General features: G+C 64.5%; 25 protein-coding genes and 1 other RNA gene. 14 read left to right on the top strand and 12 right to left on the bottom strand.

What is annotated here, in order from left to right:
• Positions 1-135 precede the first annotated feature (135 nt).
• Complete coding sequence (gene mscL / locus ACI2I1_RS02315) at positions 136-621, top strand: large conductance mechanosensitive channel protein MscL (protein WP_404677742.1); 486 nt, start codon at positions 136-138, stop codon at positions 619-621.
• 22 nt (positions 622-643) lie between these two features.
• Positions 644-988: a transfer-messenger RNA gene (ssrA, locus tag ACI2I1_RS02310) on the top strand.
• Positions 989-1175: 187 nt separating this feature from the next.
• On the opposite strand, the gene ACI2I1_RS02305 is transcribed toward ssrA, so the two are convergent.
• From ACI2I1_RS02305 to ACI2I1_RS02290, 4 genes are all read right to left on the bottom strand, one after another.
• A complete protein-coding gene (locus tag ACI2I1_RS02305) occupies positions 1176-1514 on the bottom strand; it encodes a hypothetical protein (protein ID WP_404677741.1) in 339 nt (112 codons plus the stop codon).
• A 174-nt stretch (positions 1515-1688) separates the two neighbouring features.
• Positions 1689-2939 (bottom strand): N-succinylarginine dihydrolase, encoded by a 1251-nt coding sequence (locus ACI2I1_RS02300; RefSeq protein ID WP_404677740.1) that lies wholly within the window; start codon positions 2937-2939, stop codon positions 1689-1691.
• 406 nt (positions 2940-3345) lie between these two features.
• Positions 3346-4362, bottom strand: coding sequence for an arginine N-succinyltransferase (locus tag ACI2I1_RS02295; RefSeq protein ID WP_224811987.1), 1017 nt, complete (start codon positions 4360-4362; stop codon positions 3346-3348).
• The gene (locus ACI2I1_RS02290) at positions 4359-5567 is read right to left on the bottom strand and encodes a hydrolase (protein WP_404677739.1); all 1209 of its coding nucleotides are present in this window, start codon (positions 5565-5567) and stop codon (positions 4359-4361) included. The genes ACI2I1_RS02295 and ACI2I1_RS02290 overlap by 4 nt, the downstream gene beginning before the upstream one ends.
• A gap of 155 nt (positions 5568-5722) precedes the next feature.
• On the opposite strand from ACI2I1_RS02290, the gene ACI2I1_RS02285 reads away from it, so the two are divergent.
• Positions 5723-7822 (top strand): malate synthase G, encoded by a 2100-nt coding sequence (locus ACI2I1_RS02285; RefSeq protein ID WP_404677738.1) that lies wholly within the window; start codon positions 5723-5725, stop codon positions 7820-7822.
• Positions 7823-7890: 68 nt separating this feature from the next.
• Positions 7891-8436: a PilZ domain-containing protein gene (locus tag ACI2I1_RS02280; RefSeq protein ID WP_224811984.1), complete on the top strand. Its 546-nt coding sequence runs from the start codon at positions 7891-7893 to the stop codon at positions 8434-8436.
• A 9-nt stretch (positions 8437-8445) separates the two neighbouring features.
• Here the strand turns inward: ACI2I1_RS02280 and rsmA are convergent, their stop codons facing one another.
• From rsmA to ACI2I1_RS02260, 4 genes are all read right to left on the bottom strand, one after another.
• Positions 8446-9279, bottom strand: a complete 834-nt coding sequence (gene rsmA / locus ACI2I1_RS02275; protein WP_404677737.1) for a 16S rRNA (adenine(1518)-N(6)/adenine(1519)-N(6))-dimethyltransferase RsmA — start codon at positions 9277-9279, stop codon at positions 8446-8448.
• Positions 9272-10279: a 4-hydroxythreonine-4-phosphate dehydrogenase PdxA gene (gene pdxA / locus ACI2I1_RS02270; RefSeq protein WP_404677736.1), complete on the bottom strand. Its 1008-nt coding sequence runs from the start codon at positions 10277-10279 to the stop codon at positions 9272-9274. The genes rsmA and pdxA overlap by 8 nt, the downstream gene beginning before the upstream one ends.
• A gap of 2 nt (positions 10280-10281) precedes the next feature.
• Positions 10282-11631, bottom strand: coding sequence for a peptidylprolyl isomerase (locus ACI2I1_RS02265; protein ID WP_224811981.1), 1350 nt, complete (start codon positions 11629-11631; stop codon positions 10282-10284).
• A 126-nt stretch (positions 11632-11757) separates the two neighbouring features.
• Positions 11758-14046 (bottom strand): LPS-assembly protein LptD, encoded by a 2289-nt coding sequence (locus ACI2I1_RS02260; protein WP_404677735.1) that lies wholly within the window; start codon positions 14044-14046, stop codon positions 11758-11760.
• 100 nt (positions 14047-14146) lie between these two features.
• On the opposite strand from ACI2I1_RS02260, the gene ACI2I1_RS02255 reads away from it, so the two are divergent.
• The 6 genes from ACI2I1_RS02255 to ACI2I1_RS02230 all read left to right on the top strand — a co-directional run bounded on the left by ACI2I1_RS02255 (position 14147) and on the right by ACI2I1_RS02230 (position 17832).
• Positions 14147-15604, top strand: coding sequence for a leucyl aminopeptidase (locus ACI2I1_RS02255; protein ID WP_404677734.1), 1458 nt, complete (start codon positions 14147-14149; stop codon positions 15602-15604).
• 15 nt (positions 15605-15619) lie between these two features.
• The gene (locus ACI2I1_RS02250; protein WP_404677733.1) at positions 15620-15772 is read left to right on the top strand and encodes a DUF2256 domain-containing protein; all 153 of its coding nucleotides are present in this window, start codon (positions 15620-15622) and stop codon (positions 15770-15772) included.
• Positions 15773-15806: 34 nt separating this feature from the next.
• Positions 15807-16247: a DNA polymerase III subunit chi gene (locus tag ACI2I1_RS02245; RefSeq protein ID WP_404677732.1), complete on the top strand. Its 441-nt coding sequence runs from the start codon at positions 15807-15809 to the stop codon at positions 16245-16247.
• Between the two features lie 40 nt (positions 16248-16287).
• Positions 16288-16806: a hypothetical protein gene (locus ACI2I1_RS02240; RefSeq protein WP_404677731.1), complete on the top strand. Its 519-nt coding sequence runs from the start codon at positions 16288-16290 to the stop codon at positions 16804-16806.
• 87 nt (positions 16807-16893) lie between these two features.
• Positions 16894-17316, top strand: a complete 423-nt coding sequence (ndk, locus tag ACI2I1_RS02235) for a nucleoside-diphosphate kinase (protein ID WP_404677730.1) — start codon at positions 16894-16896, stop codon at positions 17314-17316.
• A gap of 93 nt (positions 17317-17409) precedes the next feature.
• The gene (locus ACI2I1_RS02230; RefSeq protein WP_221542928.1) at positions 17410-17832 is read left to right on the top strand and encodes a nuclear transport factor 2 family protein; all 423 of its coding nucleotides are present in this window, start codon (positions 17410-17412) and stop codon (positions 17830-17832) included.
• Here ACI2I1_RS02230 and ACI2I1_RS02225 read toward each other — a convergent pair.
• From ACI2I1_RS02225 to purM, 4 genes are read right to left on the bottom strand one after another with little or no spacing between them, the layout of a single operon-like run.
• Complete coding sequence (locus tag ACI2I1_RS02225; protein ID WP_404677729.1) at positions 17824-19035, bottom strand: sulfotransferase; 1212 nt, start codon at positions 19033-19035, stop codon at positions 17824-17826. The two genes, ACI2I1_RS02230 and ACI2I1_RS02225, sit on opposite strands and share 9 nt — an antisense overlap.
• A complete protein-coding gene (locus ACI2I1_RS02220; protein ID WP_224811974.1) occupies positions 19032-19238 on the bottom strand; it encodes a hypothetical protein in 207 nt (68 codons plus the stop codon). The genes ACI2I1_RS02225 and ACI2I1_RS02220 overlap by 4 nt, the downstream gene beginning before the upstream one ends.
• Positions 19238-19831, bottom strand: coding sequence for a phosphoribosylglycinamide formyltransferase (gene purN, locus ACI2I1_RS02215; protein ID WP_404677728.1), 594 nt, complete (start codon positions 19829-19831; stop codon positions 19238-19240). The genes ACI2I1_RS02220 and purN overlap by 1 nt, the downstream gene beginning before the upstream one ends.
• Positions 19824-20921, bottom strand: a complete 1098-nt coding sequence (purM, locus tag ACI2I1_RS02210) for a phosphoribosylformylglycinamidine cyclo-ligase (RefSeq protein WP_404677727.1) — start codon at positions 20919-20921, stop codon at positions 19824-19826. Before purM ends, purN begins: the two co-directional genes overlap by 8 nt.
• A gap of 91 nt (positions 20922-21012) precedes the next feature.
• On the opposite strand from purM, the gene ACI2I1_RS02205 reads away from it, so the two are divergent.
• The 4 genes from ACI2I1_RS02205 to ACI2I1_RS02190 are packed head-to-tail and all read left to right on the top strand — an operon-like array spanning position 21013 to position 24010.
• Complete coding sequence (locus tag ACI2I1_RS02205) at positions 21013-22287, top strand: heavy-metal-associated domain-containing protein (RefSeq protein ID WP_404677726.1); 1275 nt, start codon at positions 21013-21015, stop codon at positions 22285-22287.
• A 22-nt stretch (positions 22288-22309) separates the two neighbouring features.
• Positions 22310-22921, top strand: a complete 612-nt coding sequence (locus ACI2I1_RS02200; protein WP_221542934.1) for an HdaA/DnaA family protein — start codon at positions 22310-22312, stop codon at positions 22919-22921.
• Between the two features lie 28 nt (positions 22922-22949).
• Positions 22950-23657, top strand: a complete 708-nt coding sequence (epsC, locus tag ACI2I1_RS02195; RefSeq protein WP_224811971.1) for a serine O-acetyltransferase EpsC — start codon at positions 22950-22952, stop codon at positions 23655-23657.
• Positions 23657-24010: a DUF2794 domain-containing protein gene (locus tag ACI2I1_RS02190; protein WP_404677725.1), complete on the top strand. Its 354-nt coding sequence runs from the start codon at positions 23657-23659 to the stop codon at positions 24008-24010. The genes epsC and ACI2I1_RS02190 overlap by 1 nt, the downstream gene beginning before the upstream one ends.
• The last annotated feature ends 34 nt before the right edge of the window (positions 24011-24044 follow it).

Here is a 24044-nt window from a genome sequence, read left to right as displayed (position 1 = left end):
ATGGTGCAAATGTGTCTTAGGTAGATAGCACGGTGGCCGGGGCTTTCAAGTTAAGCGAAGGGTTGAGGACGCGATTTTCCCGTGCCAGAAACTCCGCCACATTTTGCAGGTAGTTTTAGGGAAGATGCCGCGTTCATGCTGAAAGACTTCAAAGCCTTCATCGCCAAGGGCAATGTGATCGATCTTGCGGTCGCCGTCATCATCGGCGGTGCCTTCAGCACGATCGTCAAATCGCTGACGGACGAGATCATCATGCCGGTGGTCGGCGCGATCTTCGGAGGTGCGGATTTCAGCCGTTATTTCATCCTGCTCGACACGCCCGAGGGGTATGACGGCCCGATGGACGACTATGCAGCGCTGCAGGAAGCGGGGGCTGCGATGATCGGTTATGGAAGCTTCGTGACCGCGGTGATCAATTTCCTGATCCTGGCGTTCATCATCTTCCTGCTGGTTCGCTATGCCAAGAAAGTCATCGCGGAATTCGAGGAAAAGCCGGAGGAAGTCATCACGCCCCCGGGTCCCACCGAGATCGATCTGCTCAAGGAAATCCGCGACGAATTGCGCAATTCCCGGTCCGGCGGGACAGCGGCTGGCGCGGGGAAGGATCCGGCTGGCGGGTGATCTTTCGGCAAGCTGCGGGAAGTCACTTTAAATTCATCGGCTTTGCCCTATATGGGATCTGCCGGTTTCGGCCGGCTATGGCGATAAATGGCGCTGTGCAATAGGTACAACGGACCCGGGGGCAGTACCCGGCGGCTCCACCACAAAGCGCGGAATTCCGCGGTTTATGACGGGGCCGAACTAGGATCGACGTGTGCTGAAAGACAGTGTTTTCGCCCGGGCTGAGTAACCCGTAAAACTGTTCACAACACACAAGTGCCAACGATAACGAAGCACTCGCTCTCGCAGCGTAATCTGACGGGCTAACGCCCTGATCTTACAAAGCTAAAGCGCGGTTGGACCCACCGGGCAACAGAAGCGGATTCCGGGGCTCCGGGGGTAGCTAGCAACAGAAACCCCCACCTTCCTCAGATACACAATTCACACGCAAAATCGCGGAATCGCGAGCGGCGGCTTGCGCTCCATGCGCGGCTAAATTGTTCCGGAATAGGGTCCGAACACCTTCTTGATCGGATGGCAGAGAGGCGGAACGCCGGGTTTTCGGCGCCGAACGCTCAGTGGATCTGGTCGGACCCGCCGACATGGACCGTCCGGCTGGACTGCCGGGCGAGAAGATAGGCATCGGATTCGTCCAAGGCGTCTGCCGGAACGTCAACTTGCGGCTCCACCGGGGCTTCGGCTGCGGGCGTCACTTTCGCCTGCCGCGCTTCATGCTCGTAGCGGATGGCATCGAGAATCTTCGCGCCGCCGATGAATACGGCACCGGCCGTGGCAGCCATCAGCACATAGCCGGGCCAGCCGGGATAGATTTCGGTGTAATGCGCGCCGCGGGTCATGGCACCAAGAGCAAGAGCGTAGATGATCAGATACGCTTCCCAGCGTGTCTTGATCACAAACAGTCTTTTGACCCTCGATAGCATGTAGATGCAGCGCTCCGTCCTTAATTTCCTCTCATGCAACGGCTGTACCAGCCAGCCGTTCCCGCCACTTTTCATGGTTAACGCAGGCGCGATTTGTCAAAAAATCCGACACCCTTTTCGTAAGGGCCGGAGCGCTGCTCCGGATCGTCAGGCGAGCTCGCCCAGCGAGAGCACGGCGAGCAGGGCTTCGCGCGCCTCGACCACCTGCCTGGCCAGCGCATCGCTGCCGATCTGGGATGGGTCGATCGTCTCGGGCCACATTTCCGCGATCACGGCTTCGATCCGGTCGGCCTTGGCTTCGTCCAGCATGAAGCGCTGGTCGACCGCTTCCGGGTCGGCCACCACGCGCAGGCGCAGGCAGGCGGGGCCGCCGCCATTGGCCATCGACTGGCGCACATCGACCGGGATTACCTGGCGGATCGGCCCATTGCCCGCGAGCATGTGTTCGCACCACGCCCAGACGCTGGCGCTTTCCTGGCATTCGCTCGGCACCACCAGCGCCATTTCGCCGCCGGGCAGAGTGAGCAGCTGCGCGTTGAAGAGATAGGTGCGGATCGCTTCTTCGAGGCTGACCGCGCTTTCGGGCACTTCGACCACTTCCAGCGCGGGGAAGGCCGCGCGGATCGCGTCATAGGCGCCCTGCTTATCGGCAAAGGCGCGTTCGTGGGTGAACAGCACGCGCTCGTTCGCCACGGACACGACGTCATTGTGGAAGGCGCCGGCCTCGATCGCTTCGGGGTTCTGCTCGATGAAGACGCATTTCGCCGGATCGAGCCCGTGGAGGCGCGCGATGGCGCGGCTGGCCTGTTCGTGCTGGCGCGCGGGAAACTTGCCGCCCTGCTTGCCCCAGACGAAGACCTCGACGCCGGGCGCATCGTGGCTTTCGCAAAAGCGCATGTGGTTGGCCGCGCCTTCATCGCCGAACGCGGGCAGCACGGCATCGTGGACGGTAAAATGCTGTTCGTCGCCAAAGGCCACGGCCAGCTGGGCCTGCGTATCCTGCCATTCCTGCGCGCGGTGCGGCATGGTCACAAGATTGGCGGGGGTGAGATGGCAGCGCCCGTCCGCCGTATCGGGCGCGGGGCTGACGGTGGCGGCATTGGCGGTCCACATGCTGGAGGCGGACCATGCGGCGGCCAGCAGCTGGCGCGGCGCATCCTCGCCAATGGCCAGGCCGCGGATCAGATCGCCATTGGGGCGCGGCAACGGCAGGAGGAAACCCTGCGCCAGCCCCAGCGCCATGTTGGACCGCATCTTGGCAATCCCCTGCAGCGCCGCGGCGCGCGGATAGGAGGTGTTGCCCTTGTGGCTGGCACTGGCGATATTGCCGAGGCTGAGCCCGGCGTAATTGTGGCTGGGGCCGACGATGCCGTCGAAATTGATTTCTACGAGTGTCATCTGATCTCCGTTCGTCCAGATCTTGTCGGCAGAATGTATGTCTTCGTCATTCCCGCGCTCCAAGAAAAGAGCTGGGCTTCGGCAGGCTCGGCCCGAGCGGGATAGCGATGTCGTGCCATCTTTCCGGGACCCATACCGTGGGGCCGCCGCTCTTTTCCAGTGCTTTTGCCCGTGTTGGCTTCCCTCGCTCGTCATTGCGAGCGACCGGAGGTCGCGCGGCAATCCATGATGAGGCGCTTGGGCAAGTGTGGCGCCATGGCTCGCCGCGTCGCTGCGCTCCTCGCGATGACGGGGGTTTGGGCGGTTGTCTTTCCTCGCTCGTCATTGCGAGCGACCGGAGGTCGCGCGGCAATCCACGGGGGGCGTTTAGGCAACCGCAGCGCTCCTGCCGAAAACCCGCAGGAGATTACCGCCCCACGCTCCACACCGTGTCGCCCACGCTCACTTCCAGGGCCTCGGCGCTGATGCGGTCGATCGATACCGTATCGTCGTCGCCGAAATCGCGCATGCCATAGGCCGATTTGAAACCGCCGAACGCGCCCGCCGCGATCAGGGCCTTTTCGCCGATGTCGAGATCGGTATCCACCACGCGGGCCGGTCTGGCCGAACTGATGCTTTTCACATTGTCGGTGCGCGCGGTCATGGTCGGCCCGCCGTCGAAAATGTCGACATAACCTTCCGCCGCGAAGCCTTCGTTTTCCAGCATGCGCATCGCGGCGCGGCCGCTGGGGTGGGGCACGCCGATGACCTTGCGGGCCTCGTCGCTGAGCATTTCGACATAGACCGGATGCTTGGGCATCAGATCGGCGATGAACTGGTTGCCATTGGTGGCGTTGAAATAATCGGCTTCCTGGAACGTCATGCCGAAGAACCGGCCCGCGACCCCGTCCCAGAAGGGCGAGCCGCCGCGATCGTCGATCACGCCGCGCAGTTCTGCCAGGATTCGGTCGGCAAAGCGCGCGCGGTGCATGGCAATGAAGAGATAGCGGCTGCGCGCCAGCAGCAGGCCGTGCCCGCCCGCGCGTTCACCCGGATGGAGGAACAGGCCGCCGACCTCGGACGAGCCTTCGAGATCGGTGACGAGGCTGAGGAGTTCGGCGCGCACCGTGCGGTCGAGTTCCTGGCTGTGCTGCGTCAGCGTGTTGAGGCGATAGGAATAGAAGGGCCATTGCTGCCCGACCTGGCTGAAGATCTGGCAGGTGCCGCGCACCTGGCCGGTTTCCATGTTTTCCAGCACCAGCGTGAACTGGTCATCGCCCAGCTCGTCGTCGGTGCGCGAGAAGGCTTGGTCGGCGCGCTCCAGCTTGCGGGTGAGGGCGGCGCGGTCGGCGGGCAGATTGGTGAATCCGCCGCCGGTCAGCTTGGCCATTTCGTAAAGATGTTCGAGGTCGTCGAGATGCGCGGCGCGCAGGCGGAAGCTCACAAATACTCTCCGGTGGAAAGCTTCGACAGGACCAGCGCGGACAGGGCCGCGCGTTCCCGAAGCGAAGGAACGATCATGAATTCGTCTGGCGAATGGATGGCCCCGCCGCGCACGCCCATGGTATCGACCACGGGGACCCCGGTGGCGGCGATATTGTTGCCATCGCACACCCCGCCGGTGGGTTTCCAGCCGATGGTCTGGCCCAGCTCGGCCCCGCAGGCCTTCACCAGATCGAACAGCCGCTGGGCCTTGTCATCGACCGGCTTCGGCGGGCGGGTCACGCCGCCGTGGCGGTGCACGCCGACTTCGTGTTCGGTTTCGATCAGGCGCAGGATCGCATCCAGTTCGCCATCGAAGCGGTGCATCGCATCGGTCGACTGGGGGCGGATGTTGAAGCGCAGGATGGCGAGGTCGGGCACCACATTATTGGCTGCGCCGCCTTCGATCTTGGCGGGGTTCACCGTGATATCGCCGGCCTCCAGCGCCTTGATCCGCAGCACGAGATCGGATGCGGCGACGATGGCGTTGCGGCCATCATGCGGATTGCGGCCCGCATGGGCGCTGCGCCCGGTGATGGTGATCGAATAATTGCCCGTGCCGCCGCGCGCATGGGCCAGCGTGCCATCGGGCAGGGCGCTGGGTTCATAGGTGAGCGCGGCGTATTTCCCGCGCGCGAGTTCCTCGATCAGCCCCCGGCTGGCAAGGCTGCCGGTTTCCTCGTCCGCATTGATCATCACGTCGTAACCGACGCGGTCTGCGCCTTCCATGCCCTCGAAGGTCTTGAGCGCGTGGAGGATGACGTTGAGGCCGCCCTTCATGTCGGCGGTGCCGGGGCCGTTCAGCGTCTCGTCGTCCAGCCAGGTCACTTCCTGAAACGGGTGATCCGCCGGGAAGACCGTGTCCATGTGGCCGGTCAGCACGAAGCGCCGCTGAGCCTGCGGGCGCACGCGCAGGACCATGTGCTGGCCATGCGGTTTTTCGAATTCTCGCCCCTCGGCCGAAATGGCGGTGACCGTGGCGGGATCGACCAGCTCCACATCGCCGGGCAGGGCGGAAAAGGCATCGGCGAGCACGCCGGCCATCTTCGCCAGACCTTCGATATTCGCGGTGCCGGTGTTGATCGCGGCCCAGTCCTGCACTTCGCGCAGCATGGTGTCCGCGTCCACGGTGTCGAGAAGGGTTTGAGGTGCGCTATCCGGTTTCATTGGCAACTTCCTTAGTCGTGACACGCCTCAAGTCCACCCCCGCCACACAGGCAGCGGGCAGGCATGCCTTGCATTCGTCAACGGGTGGCGGCATAGACCGTGCCACTCCTCCCCGGGTTCACATCGTCAAGTCGCAGACTACCCAGAGGAGTTCCATGACCCATTACGTGACGCGCGCCGGTATCGAAATCGACCCTGCGCTGGCCACTTTCGTCGAAAGCGATGTCCTGCCGCCGCTGGGCCGGGATGTGGACGGGTTCTGGCAAGGGCTTGCTGCCCTGCTGGGCGAATTCGCGCCGCGCAATGCCGCGCTGCTGGCGAAGCGCGAGGATTTGCAGGCGAAGATCGACGCCTGGCATGTGGAGCGCAAGGGCCAGCGCCACGATGCAGGCGCCTATCGCGCCTTCCTCGAAGACATCGGCTATCTGGTGCCCGAGCCGGGCGATTTCACCATCGGGACGCAGAATGTCGATCCCGAAATCGCGACCATGGCCGGGCCGCAGCTGGTCGTGCCGATCCTCAATGCGCGCTTCCTGCTGAATGCGGCGAATGCGCGCTGGGGCAGCCTGTACGACGCGCTCTACGGCACCGACGCGCTCGATGCGCCGCCGGCGCGGCCGGGCGGTTATGACGAGGAGCGCGGGGCGGCGGTGATTGCGCAAGGCCGCAAGTTCCTCGACGAGACGTTGCCGCTGGCGACGGGAAGCTGGGCGGATATTTCTGGGCGTGACGATATCGCGCTAAGCGACGAGGGGCAGCGGGTGGGCGCGACCGCCAGGGGCCTGCTGTTCCGCAACAACGGCCTCCACGTCGAAGTGCAGTTCGACCGCGAGAGCGCCATCGGCAAGACCGACCGGGCGGGCATTTCCGACGTGGTGCTGGAAGCCGCGCTGACCACCATCGCCGATTGCGAGGATTCGGTGGCGGCGGTGGATGCGGAGGACAAGCTCACCGCCTATCGCAACTGGCTCGGCATCATTCGCGGCGATCTGTCCGAAAGCTTCGAGAAGGGCGGGAAGACGCTCACGCGAGAACTGGCGGGTGATCTCAGCTATAAGGATGCTTCAGGCGCCACGTTCCGCCTCCCCGGCCGCAGCCTCATGTTTGTGCGTAATGTCGGCCATCTGATGACCAACCCGGCGATGCAGTGGGACGGCAGCGAGATTCCCGAGGGCATTCTGGACGCGGTGATGACCAGCGCGATCTCGGCGCAGGATGTCGCGGGGCTGGGCAAATACGGCAATTCGCGTTGCGGTTCGATCTATATCGTGAAGCCCAAGATGCACGGGCCGGAAGAATGCGCCTTCACCAACGATCTGTTCGATGCGGTGGAGGATCTGCTGGACCTGCCGCGCCACACGATCAAGGTCGGCGTGATGGACGAGGAACGGCGCACTTCGGCCAATCTGGCGGCCTGCATCCATGCGGTGAAGGACCGGATCGTGTTCATCAACACCGGCTTCCTCGACCGGACGGGGGATGAAATCCACACCTCGATGCGGGCCGGGCCGATGATGCGCAAGGGCGAGATGAAGAACTCCGCCTGGCTCAAGGCTTACGAGGCGCGCAATGTCGGCATCGGCCTCAAGCATGGCCTGTCGGGCCGCGCGCAGATCGGCAAGGGCATGTGGGCCGCGCCCGATCTGATGGGCCAGATGATGCTGGAGAAGATCGGCCATCTGCGGGCCGGGGCCAACACCGCCTGGGTGCCGAGCCCCACTGCCGCCACGCTCCACGCCATCCACTATCACCGGGAAGACGTGTTCGAGATCCAGCAGGGCCTGCCCGAAGAGGCGAAGCTGGACGAGCTGCTGACCATCCCGCTCGCCGATGGCACCAACTGGTCGGAAGACGAGATTGCCGAGGAACTGGACAACAATTGCCAGGGCCTGCTCGGCTATGTGGTGCGCTGGGTCGATCAGGGGGTGGGCTGTTCGAAGGTGCCCGACATCAACGACGTCGGCCTGATGGAAGACCGCGCGACGCTGCGCATTTCCAGCCAGCACATCGCCAACTGGCTGCTGCACGGCGTGATCTCGCACGATCAGGTGATGGACAGTCTGCGCCGCATGGCCGCCAAGGTGGACCAGCAGAACGCGGGCGATCCGCTCTATGAAGCGCTGCTCGAGAATGAGGACGGCGCCGCCTTCAGCGCTGCCAAGGACCTGATTTTCAAGGGCGTGGAGCAGCCCAGCGGCTATACCGAACCGCTCCTGCATCGATGGCGCCAGCAAAAGAAATCGGCGCAGGGGTGATTTCGTCAAGCAACTGGTAAAGTTTGTAAGTTAAGACAGCGGTCACTTAATCTGAGGGATCGCCCAGCTTGACTGTCAATACGAAGGCTCAGCGCCGCGAGGAACGGGTGGACTTGCTCGTCCGGGCAAGTTTCCTCGCGTCCGAAGGTGGCGGCGCGGTGAGACTGTGCAACATTTCCGCGCTGGGCGCGCTGATCGAGGGCGAGGGGCTTCCCGCCGTGGGCAATGCCGTGGAACTGCGGCGCGGGCCGCTGTCGGTCAGCGGCAAGGTGGTGTGGCGCGCGGCCGATCAGGCAGGCATTTCCTTCGACGAGCGGACCGAGGTCACCGCCTGGTTCCCCGATGCGCCGCCGCAAGCCTCGGTCGACCGCGCTTTCCAGCGGATCCTGGAAGAATTCAGCCGCCGCGAAAGCGGCAAACCGCAGCCCACCTCGCTCGCGCCGATGCACAATTCGGTCATCACGGTCGACGACATGAAGCGCGTAGCACATTCGCTCGACGATCTGGCCGATGCCCTGTCCGACGATATGAGTGTGGTCATGCAGCATGCCGAAAAGCTACAGGTGCTCGACATTGCGGCGCAGCTGCTGCGCAAGCTTGCCAGCGGGAACTGAGTTTCGGCTCTAGCCCTGGGGTCCGGTCAGCGCTCTGGCCAGCGCGATGAAATCACTCACTTCGAGCGTTTCGGCCCGCCGCTGCGGGTCGATGCGCAGCGTCTCCAGCGCCTCCACCGCGCCGGGGAGACCCTTGAGGCTCTGGCGCAGCATCTTGCGCCGCTGGCCGAAGGCGGCTTCGGTCACGCGCTCCAGCATCCGCGCCGATACGCCTGCGGGCATGGCGGCGGGTTCGACATGGACGATCGCGCTCATCACCTTGGGCGGGGGCGTGAACGCGCTGCGATGGACTTTCATCGCCAGCCGCGCCTCGGCGCGCCACTGCGCCAGGATCGCCAGCCGGCCATAGGCCGAGGCACCCGGCTTTGCCGCAATCCGCTGGGCGACTTCCTGCTGGAACATGAGCGTGAGCGAGGTCCACAGCGGGGGCCATTCCTCGCCGCCCAGCCAGCGGGTGAACAGCGCGGTGCCGACGTTATAGGGCAGGTTGGACAGGATGGCGAAAGGCTCGCCCCCCATGATTTCCGCATGGTCGAGCTTGAGCGCATCGCCTTGGATCACGCGCAGCTTGCCCGGAAAGGCCGCTTCCAGTTCTGCCAGCGCGGGCAGGCAGCGGCTGTCCATCTCGATCGCGGTCACATCCGCCCCGGCGCGCAGCAGCGCGCGGGTGAGACCGCCGGGACCCGGACCGACTTCGAGCACGCGGCGACCGCTCAGATCGCCGGGCAGCGCCGCGATCCGGTCGAGCAAGTGTTCGTCGAACAGGAAATTCTGGCCCAGCGCCTTGCTGGCGGACAGACCGTGGCGCGCGATGACTTCGCGTAGAGGGGGAAGATCAGCCATGCGCCGCGCGCCGTGCCGCCATGTCGCCCGCCATGCGCAGGGCGGCCATCATCGCGCCGGGATCGGCCAGCGCCTTGCCGGCAATATCGAAGGCAGTGCCGTGATCGGGGCTGGTGCGCACGATCGGCAGGCCCAGCGTGACATTCACCCCCTCGTCGAAATCCAGTGCCTTGATCGGGATGAGCGCCTGATCGTGATACATCGCCAGCGCCGCGTCATAGGTCTTGCGCGCGCGCGGCGTGAACAGGGCGTCGCCGGGGTGCGGCCCGGTGACCGGGAGACCCTCTGCCCGCAATTGCGCGATCGCCGGTTCGATGATGGTGGTTTCCTCGCTGCCGAAACGGCCCTGTTCGCCCGCATGCGGGTTCAGCCCGCAGATGGCGATGCGCGGGTTTTCGATGCCGAAATCGCGGCGCAGCGCGGCAGCGACGATGCGCGCGCGGCGGACGATCATCTCTTCGGTCAAAAGCGCGGGCACATCGGCCAGCGCGCAATGCACCGTCAGCGGGACTGCCCGCAGGCTGGGCCCGGCGAGCATCATCACGGCATCGTCCCGCGCGCAGCCCACTGCATCGGCGAGAAATTCGGTCTGTCCGGGCTGGGTGAAGCCGACCTTGGCCAGTTCTCCCTTGGCGATCGGCGCCGTGACCAAGCCGCCAGCTTCGCCCTGCGCGGCAAGCCGGGCCCCCTCGGTCAGCGAGAAGAGCGCCAGCCGCGCCCCGTCGGCATCCGGCTGTCCGGGCGTGTAGGTACAGTCTTTCTCACCAAGCACGGGCAGGGCGTCCGGCCACAGCGCGGCGACGTCTGTTGCCTGGGATACGCTGGCGATCTCTAACGCTAGGCCGCGCTTTGCCGCAGCCTGTTTAAGAACGTCTGGCCCGCCGACGACGAAAAAAGGAGGCGTGCCCCCGTCTTTGCGGCGGGACCACGCCTCGACAATGATTTCAGGCCCGATCCCGGCCGGATCGCCGAGCGATACGGCCAATGGGAGCGGGGTCATGGTCAATTGTATTCGATATAGGCGTCGTTGCGCAGATCGCGCAGATACCGCTGGGCCGCCTTGTTGGTGCGCTCGTCTTCGAGCTGGGCCATCAGCTGGTCGAAGTTCGGACCATCGGCGGATTCGGGATCGTCACGGCCGCACAGCATGAGGACGCGCACGCCTTCTTCCACCGAACCGAAGGGCGGGGTGGTTTCGCCGATCTGCAGGTTCAGGACGATGTTCTGAAGCTGTTCGGGCAGCGAACGGGCGCGGATCTGGTCGTTGGTGACGACGCTGGCGCCCAGCGCTGCCGCGGTTTCATCGGCGCTGCCGCAGCCGCGCATCGATTGCACGCCGCCGAGGAAGGCCTGTAGCTTCGCCTGGTTCTGCGCTTCGGCAGCGGCGGGATCGAAGGTCAACTGGATCTGCTTGAGGCTGAGCGTCGCATCGCGCGGATCGGCCATGAGCACCTGGCGCTTGTCGCGCAGGTAGACGATCCAGTAACCGCCCGGAATCTTCAGCGGACCGACAAGCTGGCCCGGTTCCATCTGGTCGACGATGGTTTCAAGCTGCGGATCGCCCAGCTGGGGCAGCCTGATCCAGCCCAGATCGCCGCCGACAGCCGCTGTCGATGCTTCGGAGAACTGGCGCGCATAGGCAACGAAGCTGCCGCCCTGGCGCAATTGTTCCATGATCTTGGCCGCATTGGCTTCCACTGCCGCGTCATTTTCGGGCGTGGCGGACTGGAAGATTTCCCAGACCCAATATTCATTGGTGCCCTTGGATGCTTCCAGACGCTCCATCATCTCGTTCACTTCTTCGGCAGACACGTTGACGAAGAAGGATACCTTCTGGCGCAGCAGGCGCTGCCAAGCGAGTTCGCCCTTGATCTGGCGCTTGAGCGAAGCGGCCGAGGATCCCACGCTGGCGAGATAATCGCCCATGTCTTCGACCCGCTGGTTGTTCTGCGCGGCAACGCGGGCGAAGGTCTGGTCGACCTCGGGGTCGGAAATCACGATGTCTTCGGCTTCGGCGGCCTGGATCTGCAGCGTTTCGTCGATCAGATTGCGCAGCACCTGGGCGCGCACGCGCTCCATCTCTTCCGGCGGAAGCTCGGTGTCGTTGGCATTGACGAGCAGGGCGACGCGCTGATCGAGATCGGTGCCGGTGATGACGTGGCCGTTGACCACGGCGGTGGCCCGGCGGACATTCGGATCCGTTTCGCCCAGCATCGTCGGCTGGTCGGGGAGACCGAGCGGATTGGCTTCGACCGCCTGGCCGTCAGCCTGCGCGTACACGCCGGGCGCACCCAGTGCGAGGCCCAGCGCGGCGGTCATTCCCATGAATTTCGATACGATATGTGCGTTCACGCTTGTCTTCCCTTGCGGCGCGATATCTGCGCCCGGATAGCCTGCGGTTTGCCCTGTAAAGGCTGAACCGTAGCTGATTGCGCGTGGCGGATAGCGGGTTTGACCCGCGCTGCCAATATCAGGTCCCTACCGGAAACCCAGATTCTTCAAGCTGAAGTACAGCTGGAAGGTATCGCCGCGCCGCGCGTCGCCGGCCGAGATGTAATCCCGCCGCCAGGTCGCGCCCATTTCGAGGCAGTCGTCCTGATAGGCGACGCCCAGCCGCGTGCGGATGGGCTGGAAACCGTCGCTGCCGAAGGTGGGGTCTTCCTCGCTGTCGGTGAGGTTGAACACGCCCGATCCGAATACCGACCAGTAATTGGCGAAGGCGACACGCACGGCGGCGCGCAGTTCCTCGCGGTCCTGCAGATCCTCGACCGTGTCGATATTGCGGTTGAGCCGGAGATAGCCGATTTCGGCATAGGTGCGGCTGGTGCCCACCGTCGCATCGAATTCGTTGCGGCGGACGGCGAAATTGTCCTTATCCAGCCGGTAACGGTGCGCCACCTTGAGGAAATCGCGATAGCGAACTTCGGTGCGGCCAACGAAATCGCTGACCCGTTCGGACAGGCCGGTGCCATCGGGGAAAATGTCGCGATCGGCATCGAGGCGATAGGATTGGCCCAGCGTGGTGAAGATTTCCACGCCCGGCCGCCGCAGCTTCCAGTCGAAACCGTAGGTCACGCGCGCGCCGTCTTCGACCCGGTCATAGCCCGGGAAGCGGTTGAGCGCGAAGAGGTTGGAATCTTCCAGATCGATCGCCCGCGCATCTTCATTGGGGATGGCGAGGTTCTTAATCTCTGGCGTGGCGACCAGCTGCACGCGGGGGGTGAAGACCTGATCGAAGCCGGCGACGCTGCCCACGAAAGGCCATTCAACATCGGCCGCGGCCAGCGCGACCCCGCGGGTCTGCCACCCTTCTTCGCCGCGATAATAGGCGTTGGGATTTTCGAGATTGTCGTCCGAATGATAGACATCGCCGCGGACCATGCCGGTCAGGGTGAAGACCTGGCCCATGCCGGTGATCGCGCGGCGCGACCATTCCGCCCTGGCAAAGGCGCGCTGCGTGTCCTGGCCGATATTGCGCGTGACCGCCATGGTGTTGAGCTGCAGGTCCAGCTGCCCGTCCAGCACGGGATCGGCGATGCGGCGGCGATAGTCGATCAGCGGCAGGGCGACGGGAACCGTGTCCTGATCCTGGTTCAGCCGCAGCGTCTGCGTGGCCCAGCCTTCGACCGCGAGATAGGAATCGGCGTCGATCCGTTCCACGCTGAGGTGCGAGCGCAGCCGGTCGTCACGGCTGATGTCGTAGCGCCTGAGGAAGGTCTTGTCGGTCGCCAGACGGAGCGAGCTGGTCAGGCTCCAGTTCGGGCTGAACTGGAACTTGCCATTGGCGAAGACATAGCCGGTGATCTGATAGGCGCCCTTACCGGTGAGGTGGCGCCATTGGGCGGACACCATCGGCGTGGTCTTGGAAAAGACATAGCCCGAAAGCGTAAGGTCCTTGTTGTCGGCCAGGCGCAGGTAATAGCTGCCCGAAACCTCGATCCCGTTGCTCTTGGAAAAGCGCACGTCGGGCACCAGGAAGCCGCCCACGGCCCCGCCATCGGTGCGGACCGACAGGCCGGGCAGCGGGATCAGGCGCTGGCCGAACACTTCGAGATAGGCGCCGGTGAAGCTGACGCGGGCTTCGGCCGGATCGTAGGTCACGCGGTCGGCGGTGATGCGCCAGCTCGGTTCCTTGTCGCAGCCTTCGGGCGTGGTGACGGCGCAGGCGCTGTAAGCGGCTTCTTCCAGCGCCACCGTGCCATCGCTTTCGCGGATGCCGCGATTGGCGGCGAGCCGGCCGCCCTGGCGCAGGGCGAGGAGGAGATCTTCCATCTCCCCGGCCTCGAACTCGTCGGTCAGTTCGACCCGCTCGGTAAAGAGCTGGTTGCCGTTCTCGTCCACGAAGCGGACATTGCCGGTGGCGGTGATCAGGCCGGTGCGCTGGTTCCAGGTAACCTTGTTCGCGCGCAGCGACCGGTCACCCGATTGGAGCACCACATCGCCCTCTGCCGTGGTCGTCTCACCGTCGGAATCATAACTGAGGATGTCTGCGGCAAAGGATATCTGCCGCTCGCCAGCCGCGTTGAATTCGGGTGTGGGGGCGGGCAGATCGTCTTCGCTGGCGATCACCACAGGCTCTTCGCCCGGCTGATCGGGGGCGGGCAGATCGGTGGGATTTTCGCCTTCGGGCTGTTCCACGGTGCCGGTGCCGGTGGCGGCGCCATCCTGCGCGAAACCGGGGGCCGCATGGCACAGGGCCAGTCCGGCCACGGCAGTGCCGAGAAGATGCATCACGTGATTCGACGGAAGGGCGCGGCCACGGTGCATGGCTTGCCTATCGCACCCGCCACGCCTAATCGCAATCGGGTTCGTTCGGGACTTGCAGCTTTCGGGCGCGTCCCGCTCATTAGAGAATTCTGGAGAATCCATGCACATTCAGTTCAATCAGTCCCGTCCGCAAGGCGCGCGCCTAATTGCGCATGTGGTCGACAAGGGCAAGCTTCCTTCTGCCACCAATGCCGCGATGCGCGCAGGCGCCGAGGCAGCGCGTTTCCGCGGCAACACCGGCCAGACCTTCGACGGCTTCGTCGAGGACGGCGGCGAAGTTGCCCGGCTGGCGCTGGCCGGTGCGGGCGAGAAGAACTCCGACGCACGCCTCGCCAATCTGGAAAACGCCGGTGCGGCACTGACCGCGAAATACCAGTCGAGCGGCGACAAGGAACTGGTGCTCGACCTTTCGGAAAGCGACTTGTCGGCCGACGAGGCGGCGCATGTCCTGCTCGGCCTGCGGCTGCGCAACTGGCGCTATGACATCTACCGTACCAAGCTGAAGGACGATCAGAAGATCACGCTGGAAAGCGTGACCGTGGTCGGCGGGCCGGACGGCATCGAAGATGCCTGGGCCGAAGCATCGGCCCTGGCCGAGGGCGTGGAATTCACCCGCGAACTGGTCACCGAACCGGCCAACATCATCTATCCCGAAAGCTTCGTGGCGCGCTGCCAGGAACGCTTCGAGGGTACCGGCGCCGAACTCGTCGTGCTCGACGAAGCGCAGATGGAAGAGCTCGGCATGGGATCGCTGCTCGGCGTCGGGCAAGGCTCGTCGCGCGATTCGCGCATCCTCGCGATCCGCTGGAACGGCGGCGGCAGCGAAGCGCCGACCGCCTTCGTCGGCAAGGGCGTGACCTTCGATACCGGCGGCATCTCGATCAAGCCGGGACCCGGCATGGAAGACATGAAGTGGGACATGGGCGGCGCCGGCGCGGTGGCAGGCGGCATGCTGTCGCTGGTCAAGCGCAAGGCGAAGGCCAATGTCGTAGGCGTCATGGGCCTGGTGGAAAACATGCCCGACGGCAATGCCCAGCGTCCGGGCGACGTGGTCACCTCCATGAGCGGCCAGACCATCGAAATCCTCAACACCGACGCCGAAGGCCGTCTGGTGCTGGCCGATGCGCTGCACTGGACCCAGAAGGAGTTCAAGCCTGCGCGGATCGTCGATTTCGCCACGCTGACGGGTGCGATCATCATCTCGCTCGGCAATGAATATGCCGGCCTGTTCTCGAACGATGACACGCTGTCCAAGGAACTGGCCGATGCGGGCGAGGCCGTGGGCGACAAGGTATGGCGCATGCCGATCGGCAAGGCTTACGACAAGCTGATCGACAGCCCGATCGCCGACATGAAGAACATCGGCGGCAAGGGCGCAGGCTCGATCACGGCGGCGCAGTTCCTGCAGCGCTTTATCCTCGACGATACGCCTTGGGCGCACATCGACATCGCGGGCACGGCCTGGTCGGAAAAGCCCGGCCGGACCTGGGGCAAGGGCGCAACCGGCTTCGGTGTCCGCCTGATCGATCGCCTCGTAGCCGACACGGCGGAAGGCTGAGGCGGTAACAGCGTCATGGCGAAGATGAGGCGCAAGGCAGACCTTCCTACCAAGGTCTGCGTCACATGCGGCCTCAGCTTCGCCTGGCGCAAGAAATGGGCCCGCGACTGGGACAATGTACGCTATTGCTCCGAACGGTGCCGCCGGACCAAATCCGGTGAGGGCTGATCATCCTTGGACAGCGGGGCGGTAGGACACACATATGCGCGTCGATTTCTATCAGCTGAGCCGCGATCCCGTGGATGTGACGGTGGGCAAGCTTGCCCGCAAGGTCATGCAGGCGGGGGAAAGGCTGGTCATCGTGGCGCAGGATGACGCGCAGCGCGAAGGTCTGTCGCAGACCCTGTGGGGGCAGGGGGGCGGCGCCTTCCTCGCCAATGGCCCGGCCGATCAGCCCCATGCCGCGCGCCAGCCGATCCTGCTGTCGGCCGAATGCGCTGCGCCCAATGATGCCCGCATGGCGATCCTGGCGGATGGCAAGTGGCGCGAGGAGGCGACCACCTTCGACCGCGTGATGCTGCTGTTCGATGCCGCGGCGACCGACGATGCGCGCACCCTGTGGCGCGATCTTGCCGCGAGAGAGGCCATCGACAACCGCATCTTCAAGCAGACCCCCGAAGGCGGCTGGCGCGAAGGCCGCTGAATTTACTGGAACTCGCCTGCCTCTCACCCGTCGAGAGAGCATGAGACATCTGCTTTCCTTCACGCTGCTTCCCGCATTGATCCTGTCTGCCTGCAGCAAGCTGGAGGATGAGGGCGATACCGGCGCGCCGGAAGAGATAGCCGAGCCGATTGGTTCTTACGACATCGATGCCGAGAGCGGAGAAGTGCGCGCCACGCTGACCGATTCCGATGGCGTGACCACGACGATGCAGGCCGGCAGCGAGGTCGAAGCGCGTTTTCCGCCGCCCTTTACCGCTTATCCCAATGCGCAGATCACCAATACCACCTGGGTCGAGCAGGGCGATGGCACCTTCGTGACGGTGGAATTCACCACGCCCGATCCGCGCGCGAGCGTGGTCGACTTCTATCGCAGGCAGGCACAGGCCGCCGGGATCGAGGTGGAAGTGGAAGTCGATGCGGGCGAAACCACCACCATCGGCGGTGAGAATAATGCCGATCGATCGAGCTTTGCCCTGCAGGTAACCGAGAAAGCGCGGGCGACGCAGGGACAGGTCAGCGTGACCCGCGGCCTGCGGTAAATCTTGCCGTTCGCGCGTCCGGGCGCTAGGGCGCGCGCGAGAACATTCTCCCACAATTGAAAACCATATTTCGCAAGGAATTTGAACATGGCGGTTACCCGCACCTTTTCGATCATCAAGCCCGATGCAACGCGCCGCAACCTGACCGGCGCAGTAACCAAGATGCTTGAGGATGCCGGCCTGCGCGTCGTTGCATCGAAGCGTATCCAGATGACCAAGGACCAGGCCGAAGGCTTCTACGCCGTCCACAAGGAACGCCCCTTCTTCGGCGAACTGGTCGACTTCATGATCTCCGGTCCGGTCGTGGTGCAGGTGCTCGAAGGCGAAGACGCCGTGAAGCGCAACCGTGACGTGATGGGCGCCACCAACCCGGCCGACGCCGACGACGGCACAATCCGCAAGACCTATGCGGAATCGATCGAAGCCAACTCGGTCCACGGTTCGGACAGCGACGAAAACGCCAAGACCGAAATCGAATTCTTCTTCAACGAAGACGAAATCGTCGGCTGATTGCCGCCGCTTGTGAAACTTTGTTAAAGTTTCCAGCGGGTAAACATATGAAATAGGCAGCGGGCACGCTCCTGTGATAGGAGGGTGCCCGTTATGCTTTCAGCCATCCTCAACCGGGTCAGCCCGAAACGGCAGCGCGAAGCGCTGGTCCGCAACCTGGTTTCGGCCGTCAGCCGGATGGATTATTCCGAGGTAGACAAGTATCTTACCAAGGATTTCCGCTTTTCCGATGCGACCGGCAGGAGCATCATCGGGCGCGATAAGTACATCAGGGAAGACCGGAAGTTTCGCGAAGCTGCGGGCTGTCCGGCCACTGTCATCGACTCGCTGGACCACAATCGCGGCGAAGTGCTGCTGCGGGGCCATCTCGAGAGCGATATTGACGAAATCGCCGGGCCGACGATGTGGCGGCTGCTTTTCCGCGATGGGCGCATCTGTTCTGCCGAAGTGACGCGGTCCTTCGCGCAGCTGACGCTTCCCCAATATGTCGGCCGCAAGGGCGGGGTTTCAGCCTGAGGTTTCCCGCAAAGCCGGGGTGAGCCGCGCAATCTGTTTGCGGTGTTTTCGATGATGTCCCTTGCTCGCCAGCGCGAGCTCCCTTTCCACCGCGGCCTTCGCCGTGCCGTCGTAGCCGTGGCCAAGATCACGGTAGACTTGTTCCAGAACATGATGCGGCTGATCGTTCAGGCGGCGGAAGCACACGCTTGAAAGCGGTCTGCCGGTCTGGTCGAGGGCGGCGGCGGTGCAGCTTTCTCGCAGCTCTATCTTGCGCTCCCACTCGCGGTGCAGTTCTTCCTCGCAATGGCTGTCGCTCTGGAAGGCGCGCTGGCTGGCCACCATCGACAGGCTGCTGGCCAGCACGGCATCCCGGTCGCGTTCGCACAGGACGAGGCGCGCATCGGGAAAGCGGGCAAGCAATTCGGGCAAATCCTCGCTGAACTGCGGGCATTTGAGCAGGCGCGCACGCCCTGCATTGCCGTGCCATGCGGCATCGGTGCGCAGGATGCGGCAGAATTCACGATAGATCGGCGCAGCGCTTCGCTTCTCGCTGAAGGCGACAAACGAGGGGATACGCCACTGCGCCTCGAATGCGGCGGGCGAGAGCGCGGCGGCCAACCAGCCGATCTCTTCATCGGTCCGTATTGCACCGAAGGGATGCATGGTTTCCAGCCACGGATTGATACGGCGCGCCAGGAACAGGCCGGCGCGGGCCTTGATCGGGCGCAAATCCGGGCGGGATGGCACCGGATCGTGGCTGTCGCAGAACCGTGTGCCGCTGAAGCGCGGATCGGCGGCGAGCAGGCGCTGCACGCGCGTGGTGCCGCTGCGCATCTGGCCGAGCACGATGATCGGCGAGGCGAGGGCGGTGGCGGCCAGGTCCGGCTGTTCGCGCCACAGGCGGCCCAGCGCGTGGCGTTTGCGGATCGCCCCTTTCAGCTGGCCATAGGCCATGGTGTGGCCCAGTGCATTGAGCTGGGCTTCGTCATTCAGCGCTGCGCACAGTTTTTCCAGCCGCAGGCGGAAATCGGCGACGTCTTCCTCGCTGCGGATGGAAATCTCATCTTCCGGCGAAAAGCCCTCCGACCCTTCCGCCCAGAGGAAATCGGGATCGAGCCGCGGGCGCTCGGTCCAGCCGCGTTCCCACATGGCCCCGATCGCGCGATCTGCCCACTCGGCAAAGCTGGAGCGGGTGAAAAGATGCGGGCGGGGCGGGCTCACTCCTGCCGGTCCCTGAAGCGCTTGTAGAGCGCCTGACCGACCTTGCGCAGGACATGTGCGCCGAGGAGGACGCCGACGGTGATCAGTACGGCGTCGAACAGATTGACCTGCTCGGTCTGCCAGCTGTCGTCGGGCTGGAACGCGATCATGCCGAAAGCGATCACCGCGAGCATGAAAAAGATATAGGGGCTGAGACGGCCCATCAGCGCTTCATCCGCAGATAATCATTGAGGACACGGGGGTAGAGCTGGTGCTCGGCAAAGCGGACCCGCTCGGCAAGGCTGTCAGCCGTCTCGCCTGCGCGAATCGCCACCTTGATCTGTGCCAGGACCTGCCCGGCATCGAGTTCTGGAGTGACGAGATGGACCGACACGCCGCCATGGCTGTCGCCTGCCTCGATAGCGCGCTGATGCGTGTCGAGGCCGGGATATTTCGGCAGCAGGGACGGGTGGATGTTGAGCATCCTGCCCTGCCATTGCCGGGCAAAGCCTTCGGTGAGGATACGCATATATCCGGCCAGCACGATAAACTCGGCCCCGGCATTGCGGGCAGCTTCGTCCATCGCGGCATCGTGATCCGCGCGGCTCATCCCCTTGTGCGACAGCGCGAAGGTGGGAATGCCCTCCGCCTCCGCCAGGGCAAGCCCTTCGGCCTGCGGATCGTTGGCCGCGACCAGCACCACGTCATAGGCGGCATCCGGCAGAGCCGCAGCATAGAGCAGCGCGGCCATGTTGCTACCGCGCCCGGAAATGAAAATCGCGACCCTGGTTCTGGCCGGCGAAGCGGCGTCAGCCAAGATGCACTGCCTCCCAGTCCTCTTTCGCGGACCATGTGCCTTGCGAGCCGCGCACGGTGCAGCCCTTTTCGCCTTCGGTGATGCGGCCGATCGCCAGCACGTCCTCGCCTGTTTCTTCCAGGCGGGTGCGGACCAGTTCGACCTTGGACGGGGCCACGGCCAGCACCATGCCGACACCGCAATTGAAGGTGCGCGCCATTTCGCCCGGCTCGATATTGCCCTGCGCCTGCAGGAAAGCCATCAACCCGGGCTGATCCCAGCCATCGGCATCCACTTCGGCATGCGCGCCCTGCGGCAGGACGCGGGGAATGTTTTCCAGCAGACCGCCGCCGGTGATGTGCGCCATCGCGTCGATCAGGCCGTCGCGCACCAGCGGGAGCAGGGTCTTCACATAGATGCGGGTGGGTTCGATCAGCGTGTTGATCAGCAGCCGGTCGCTGTCGAACAGCGCGGGCCGGTCGAGCTTCCACTGCTTGTCTTCGGCAAGGCGCCGGACCAGCGAGAAACCGTTCGAATGGACGCCCGAACTCTTGAGGCCGAGGAGGATATGCCCCGGGGCCACGCGGTCGCCGGTCAGCTGTTCGCCGCGTTCCACCGCGCCCACGCAGAAGCCCGCTAGATCATAGTCGCCGCCCGCATACATGCCGGGCATTTCAGCGGTCTCGCCGCCGATCAGCGCGCAGCCGGCCTGCTTGCAGCCTTCTGCTATGCCCGCGATCACGCGCTCGGCGACTCCGTTCTCCAGCTTGCCGGTGGCGAAATAGTCGAGGAAGAACAGCGGCTCTGCGCCCTGGACGATCAGATCGTTCACGCACATGGCGACGAGGTCGATGCCCACGGTGTCATGCATGTCGCTGTCGATCGCCAGCTTGAGCTTGGTACCCACGCCATCGTTTCCGGCGACCAGCAGCGGGTCCTTGTAACCGGCGGCCTTGGGGTCGAAGAAGCCGCCGAAGCCGCCGATCTCCCCGTCCGCGCCGGGACGCATGGTGGCTTTCACCAGTGGTCCGATCGCCTTGACGAGCGCATTGCCTGCATCGATCGAAACTCCGGCCTGTTCATAGGTGTAGGAAGGCGTGTTGCTACTCATGCGCCAAGCCTTTTGCGCACTTTGCCGGTAATTTCCAGCATTCCCGCTTGGATTTCCCGAATGCTTTGGGCAAAAGGCCCCCGAACACCCCATGGGCAACTCTTTTTTCTCCTCCCGTCGCGCGCGCACCGCTCTCATCGCTTCAGGTATCGCCCTGGCGGGCGGGGCTGGCTGGCTGGCACAGGCCCAGGTCGGCGGGGACCGCGGAATCGCGCCCGTCGCGGCTTCCACCGACATTCAGGTGTCCGGCGTCGAAGTAGATGTCAGCGCCGACAGCGGCGTGGAAGCGCGCGAGGAAGCCTGGCGTGAAGCGCAGGTAAAGGCCTGGAAAGAGCTGGACGGCCCGGACCTGCCCGAATCGCGCATCGTCAGCCTCGTCTCGGCGATCGTGATCGAAAGCGAACGGCTGGGCCCGAAACGCTATGTCGCCACGCTGGGCGTGGTGTTCGACCGGCAGCGGGCGTCCGCCTATCTGGGTGAAGATGGCCGCGCGGCGCGCAGTGCGCCGATGCTGGTGCTGCCCGTCACCGTGTCCGGCGGCACGCAGCTGATGTACGAACAGCGCAATCCCTGGCAGGCGGCATGGGCCGAATTCCAGGCCGGTCAGAGCCGGATCGATTACGTCCGGCCGCAAGGTTCGGGCGGCGAATCGCTGTTGCTGACCTTCGGCCAGACGACCCGCCGCAGCCGCGTGTGGTGGAACAACATCCTGGATGAATTCGGCGCTGCGGATGTGCTGGTGCCGATCGCCAATCTCAAATATTCCTATCCCGGCGGCCCGATCGAAGGGACGTTCACCGCCCGTCACGGGGCCGACAGCGATTTTCTGGCCAGCTTTACCCTGCGCGCGGACAATCCCGACGAGCTGCCGCTGATGCTCGCCAAGGCCGTGGCCCGCTTCGACAAACTTTTCGAAAGCGCGCTCGCATCCGGCAGGATCCAGCCCGACCCGACATTGGATGTGAAGCCGGGTGAACTCAATCCCGCGATCCAGCGGCTGGTCGATCTCGGCCGCCGGCTGCGCGTCCAGGACGAACAGCGCGCGGAGGTGGAAGCCGCGCCTGCCCCGACGACCAGCGACGGCGCGCTGAGCACGGCGCCCATCGACCGTCCGCCGCCCGAAGGATCGGTCGCGCTTTACACCGTACAGTTCGCATCGCCCGACGCGGACAGCTTCAGCGCGATCCTGGCCGATGTCCGCGCCACGCCGGGCGTACGCTCTTCGGGCGTGCGCTCGACGGCGATCGGCGGCACTTCGGTCCTGACGGTCAGCTATTCCGGCTCCATCGGCGGTCTCGCCGATGCCCTGCGCGCCAAGGGTTTCTCCGTTCAGCAGGGGCCCACGGCGCTGTTGATCAGTCGCTGAGCGGGCGGCAATTCTGGCCCGCATGACGCAAATCGCGCTCCCGCTCACGCATCCCGTTCCCAAAGAGGCGCCCAGCATCGTGCTTGGTTCGGCCAATGCGACGGTGGCGGATGCCTTGCGCGATCCGCACAGCTGGCCCTTCGGTACGGCGATCCTCAGCGGCCCGCCGCGGTCGGGCAAATCGCTCATCGCGACATGGTTCGGCTCTCACACCGGGGGCGGGGCCATCGACGACGCGCATCTGCAGGACGAGACCGAGATTTTCCACGCCTGGAACCGGGCGCGCGAAGATGGTTTTCCTCTGCTGCTGACCGTCGGGCAGGAACGGTGGAATATCCAGCTGCCCGACCTGCGCAGCCGCATGGGGACAGCCCTCCAGCTGGAACTCGGCCCGCCGGATGATGACATGGCCGCCGAACTCATGCTCAGCCATGCTGCCCAGCGCGGCTTGGTTCTGGGCGAAGGCGCGCCGGCCTATCTCGTCCCGCGGATGGAGCGCAGCCATGCCGCGATCGAGCGGATCGTGGCCGAAATCGACCGGCTCAGCCTTGAACGCAAGCAGCCCGCCACCATGTCCGTCTGGCGCGATGCGCTGGAGGCCGTGGATGGCCCGGAACAGGCGCGCTTGCTTTGATCTGCGGTAAGTGAGAGAATTCCCGGGTATGTTGGAACGGCTGATCGCCTATCTGGACTCCATCAAGGAACGCGATCCTGCACCGCGCACCCGCTGGGAAGTCCTGCTGTACCCGGGTGTCTGGGCGCTGGGCTATCACCGCGTGGCACACTGGCTGTTCGAAGCGGATCTGTTCTTCCTCGCGCGGCTGGTCAATCATTTCAGCCGCATGGTGACGGGTATCGACATTCATCCCGGTGCCAGGATCGGCCGCAATTTCTTCATCGATCACGGCTTCACAGTGATCGGCGAAACCGCGCATATCGGCGATAACGTCACCATCTACCAATGCGTGACGCTGGGCGGGACCAATCCCACCAATGGCGTGGGCGGCAAGCGCCACCCCACGATCGAGGACGATGTCATCATCGGTTCGGGTGCCCAGGTCATCGGACCCATCACCGTGGGCCGGCGGGCGCGCATCGGTGCCAATGCGGTGGTGACCGACGAAGTGCCCGAAGGCGCAACCATGATCGGCCTCAAGGCGCGAAGCACGTTGATGCCTGCCGAGGAATGGATGCGCGAATTCATGCCCTATGGCACACCGTGCGACGATCCGTGCGAGCCAAGCCGCGACGGTGTCGAACGGCTGGAATCCGAACTTGCGGCCCTGCGCGCCGAAATTGCCGATCTGCGGGCCGCTCAGCAGGCGGCTGATCCGCAGCAACCCGCGCAGCGCAGCGGTACTGCCGACTGATGGCGCAACCGGGTAGTGCAAATATCGTGGCCTTTCCGGGGCGCAAGCCCGGGCAGGTCGGCTTCCAACGCGATGAACTAACCAAGATTCTCGACGTCTACGGCCGCATGGTCGCAGCCGGGCACTGGCGCGATTATGCCATGGATTTCACCAAGGATGTCGCCACTTTCGCAGCCTTCGTGCGCCACGCCGAACGGCCGCAGGCAAGGATCGAGAAACGGCCGACGCTGCGGGGCAAACAGGGCATGTGGACGCTGTTCGGCGAACACGGACAGGTGTTGAAACGCGGCCATGAACTGGCCGGTGTTCTCGCCCCGCTGGAACGGCGTCTGCTCAAGGCAGTCGAAGACTGATCCATACAGGCTGACAGCGCAATGATGCGCTTCA

The sequence above is a fragment of the Qipengyuania sp. NPDC077563 genome (assembly GCF_044901345.1).
Classification (GTDB): Bacteria; Pseudomonadota; Alphaproteobacteria; order Sphingomonadales; family Sphingomonadaceae; genus Qipengyuania; species Qipengyuania aestuarii.
This window is presented reverse-complemented; position numbering and strand designations above follow the sequence as displayed.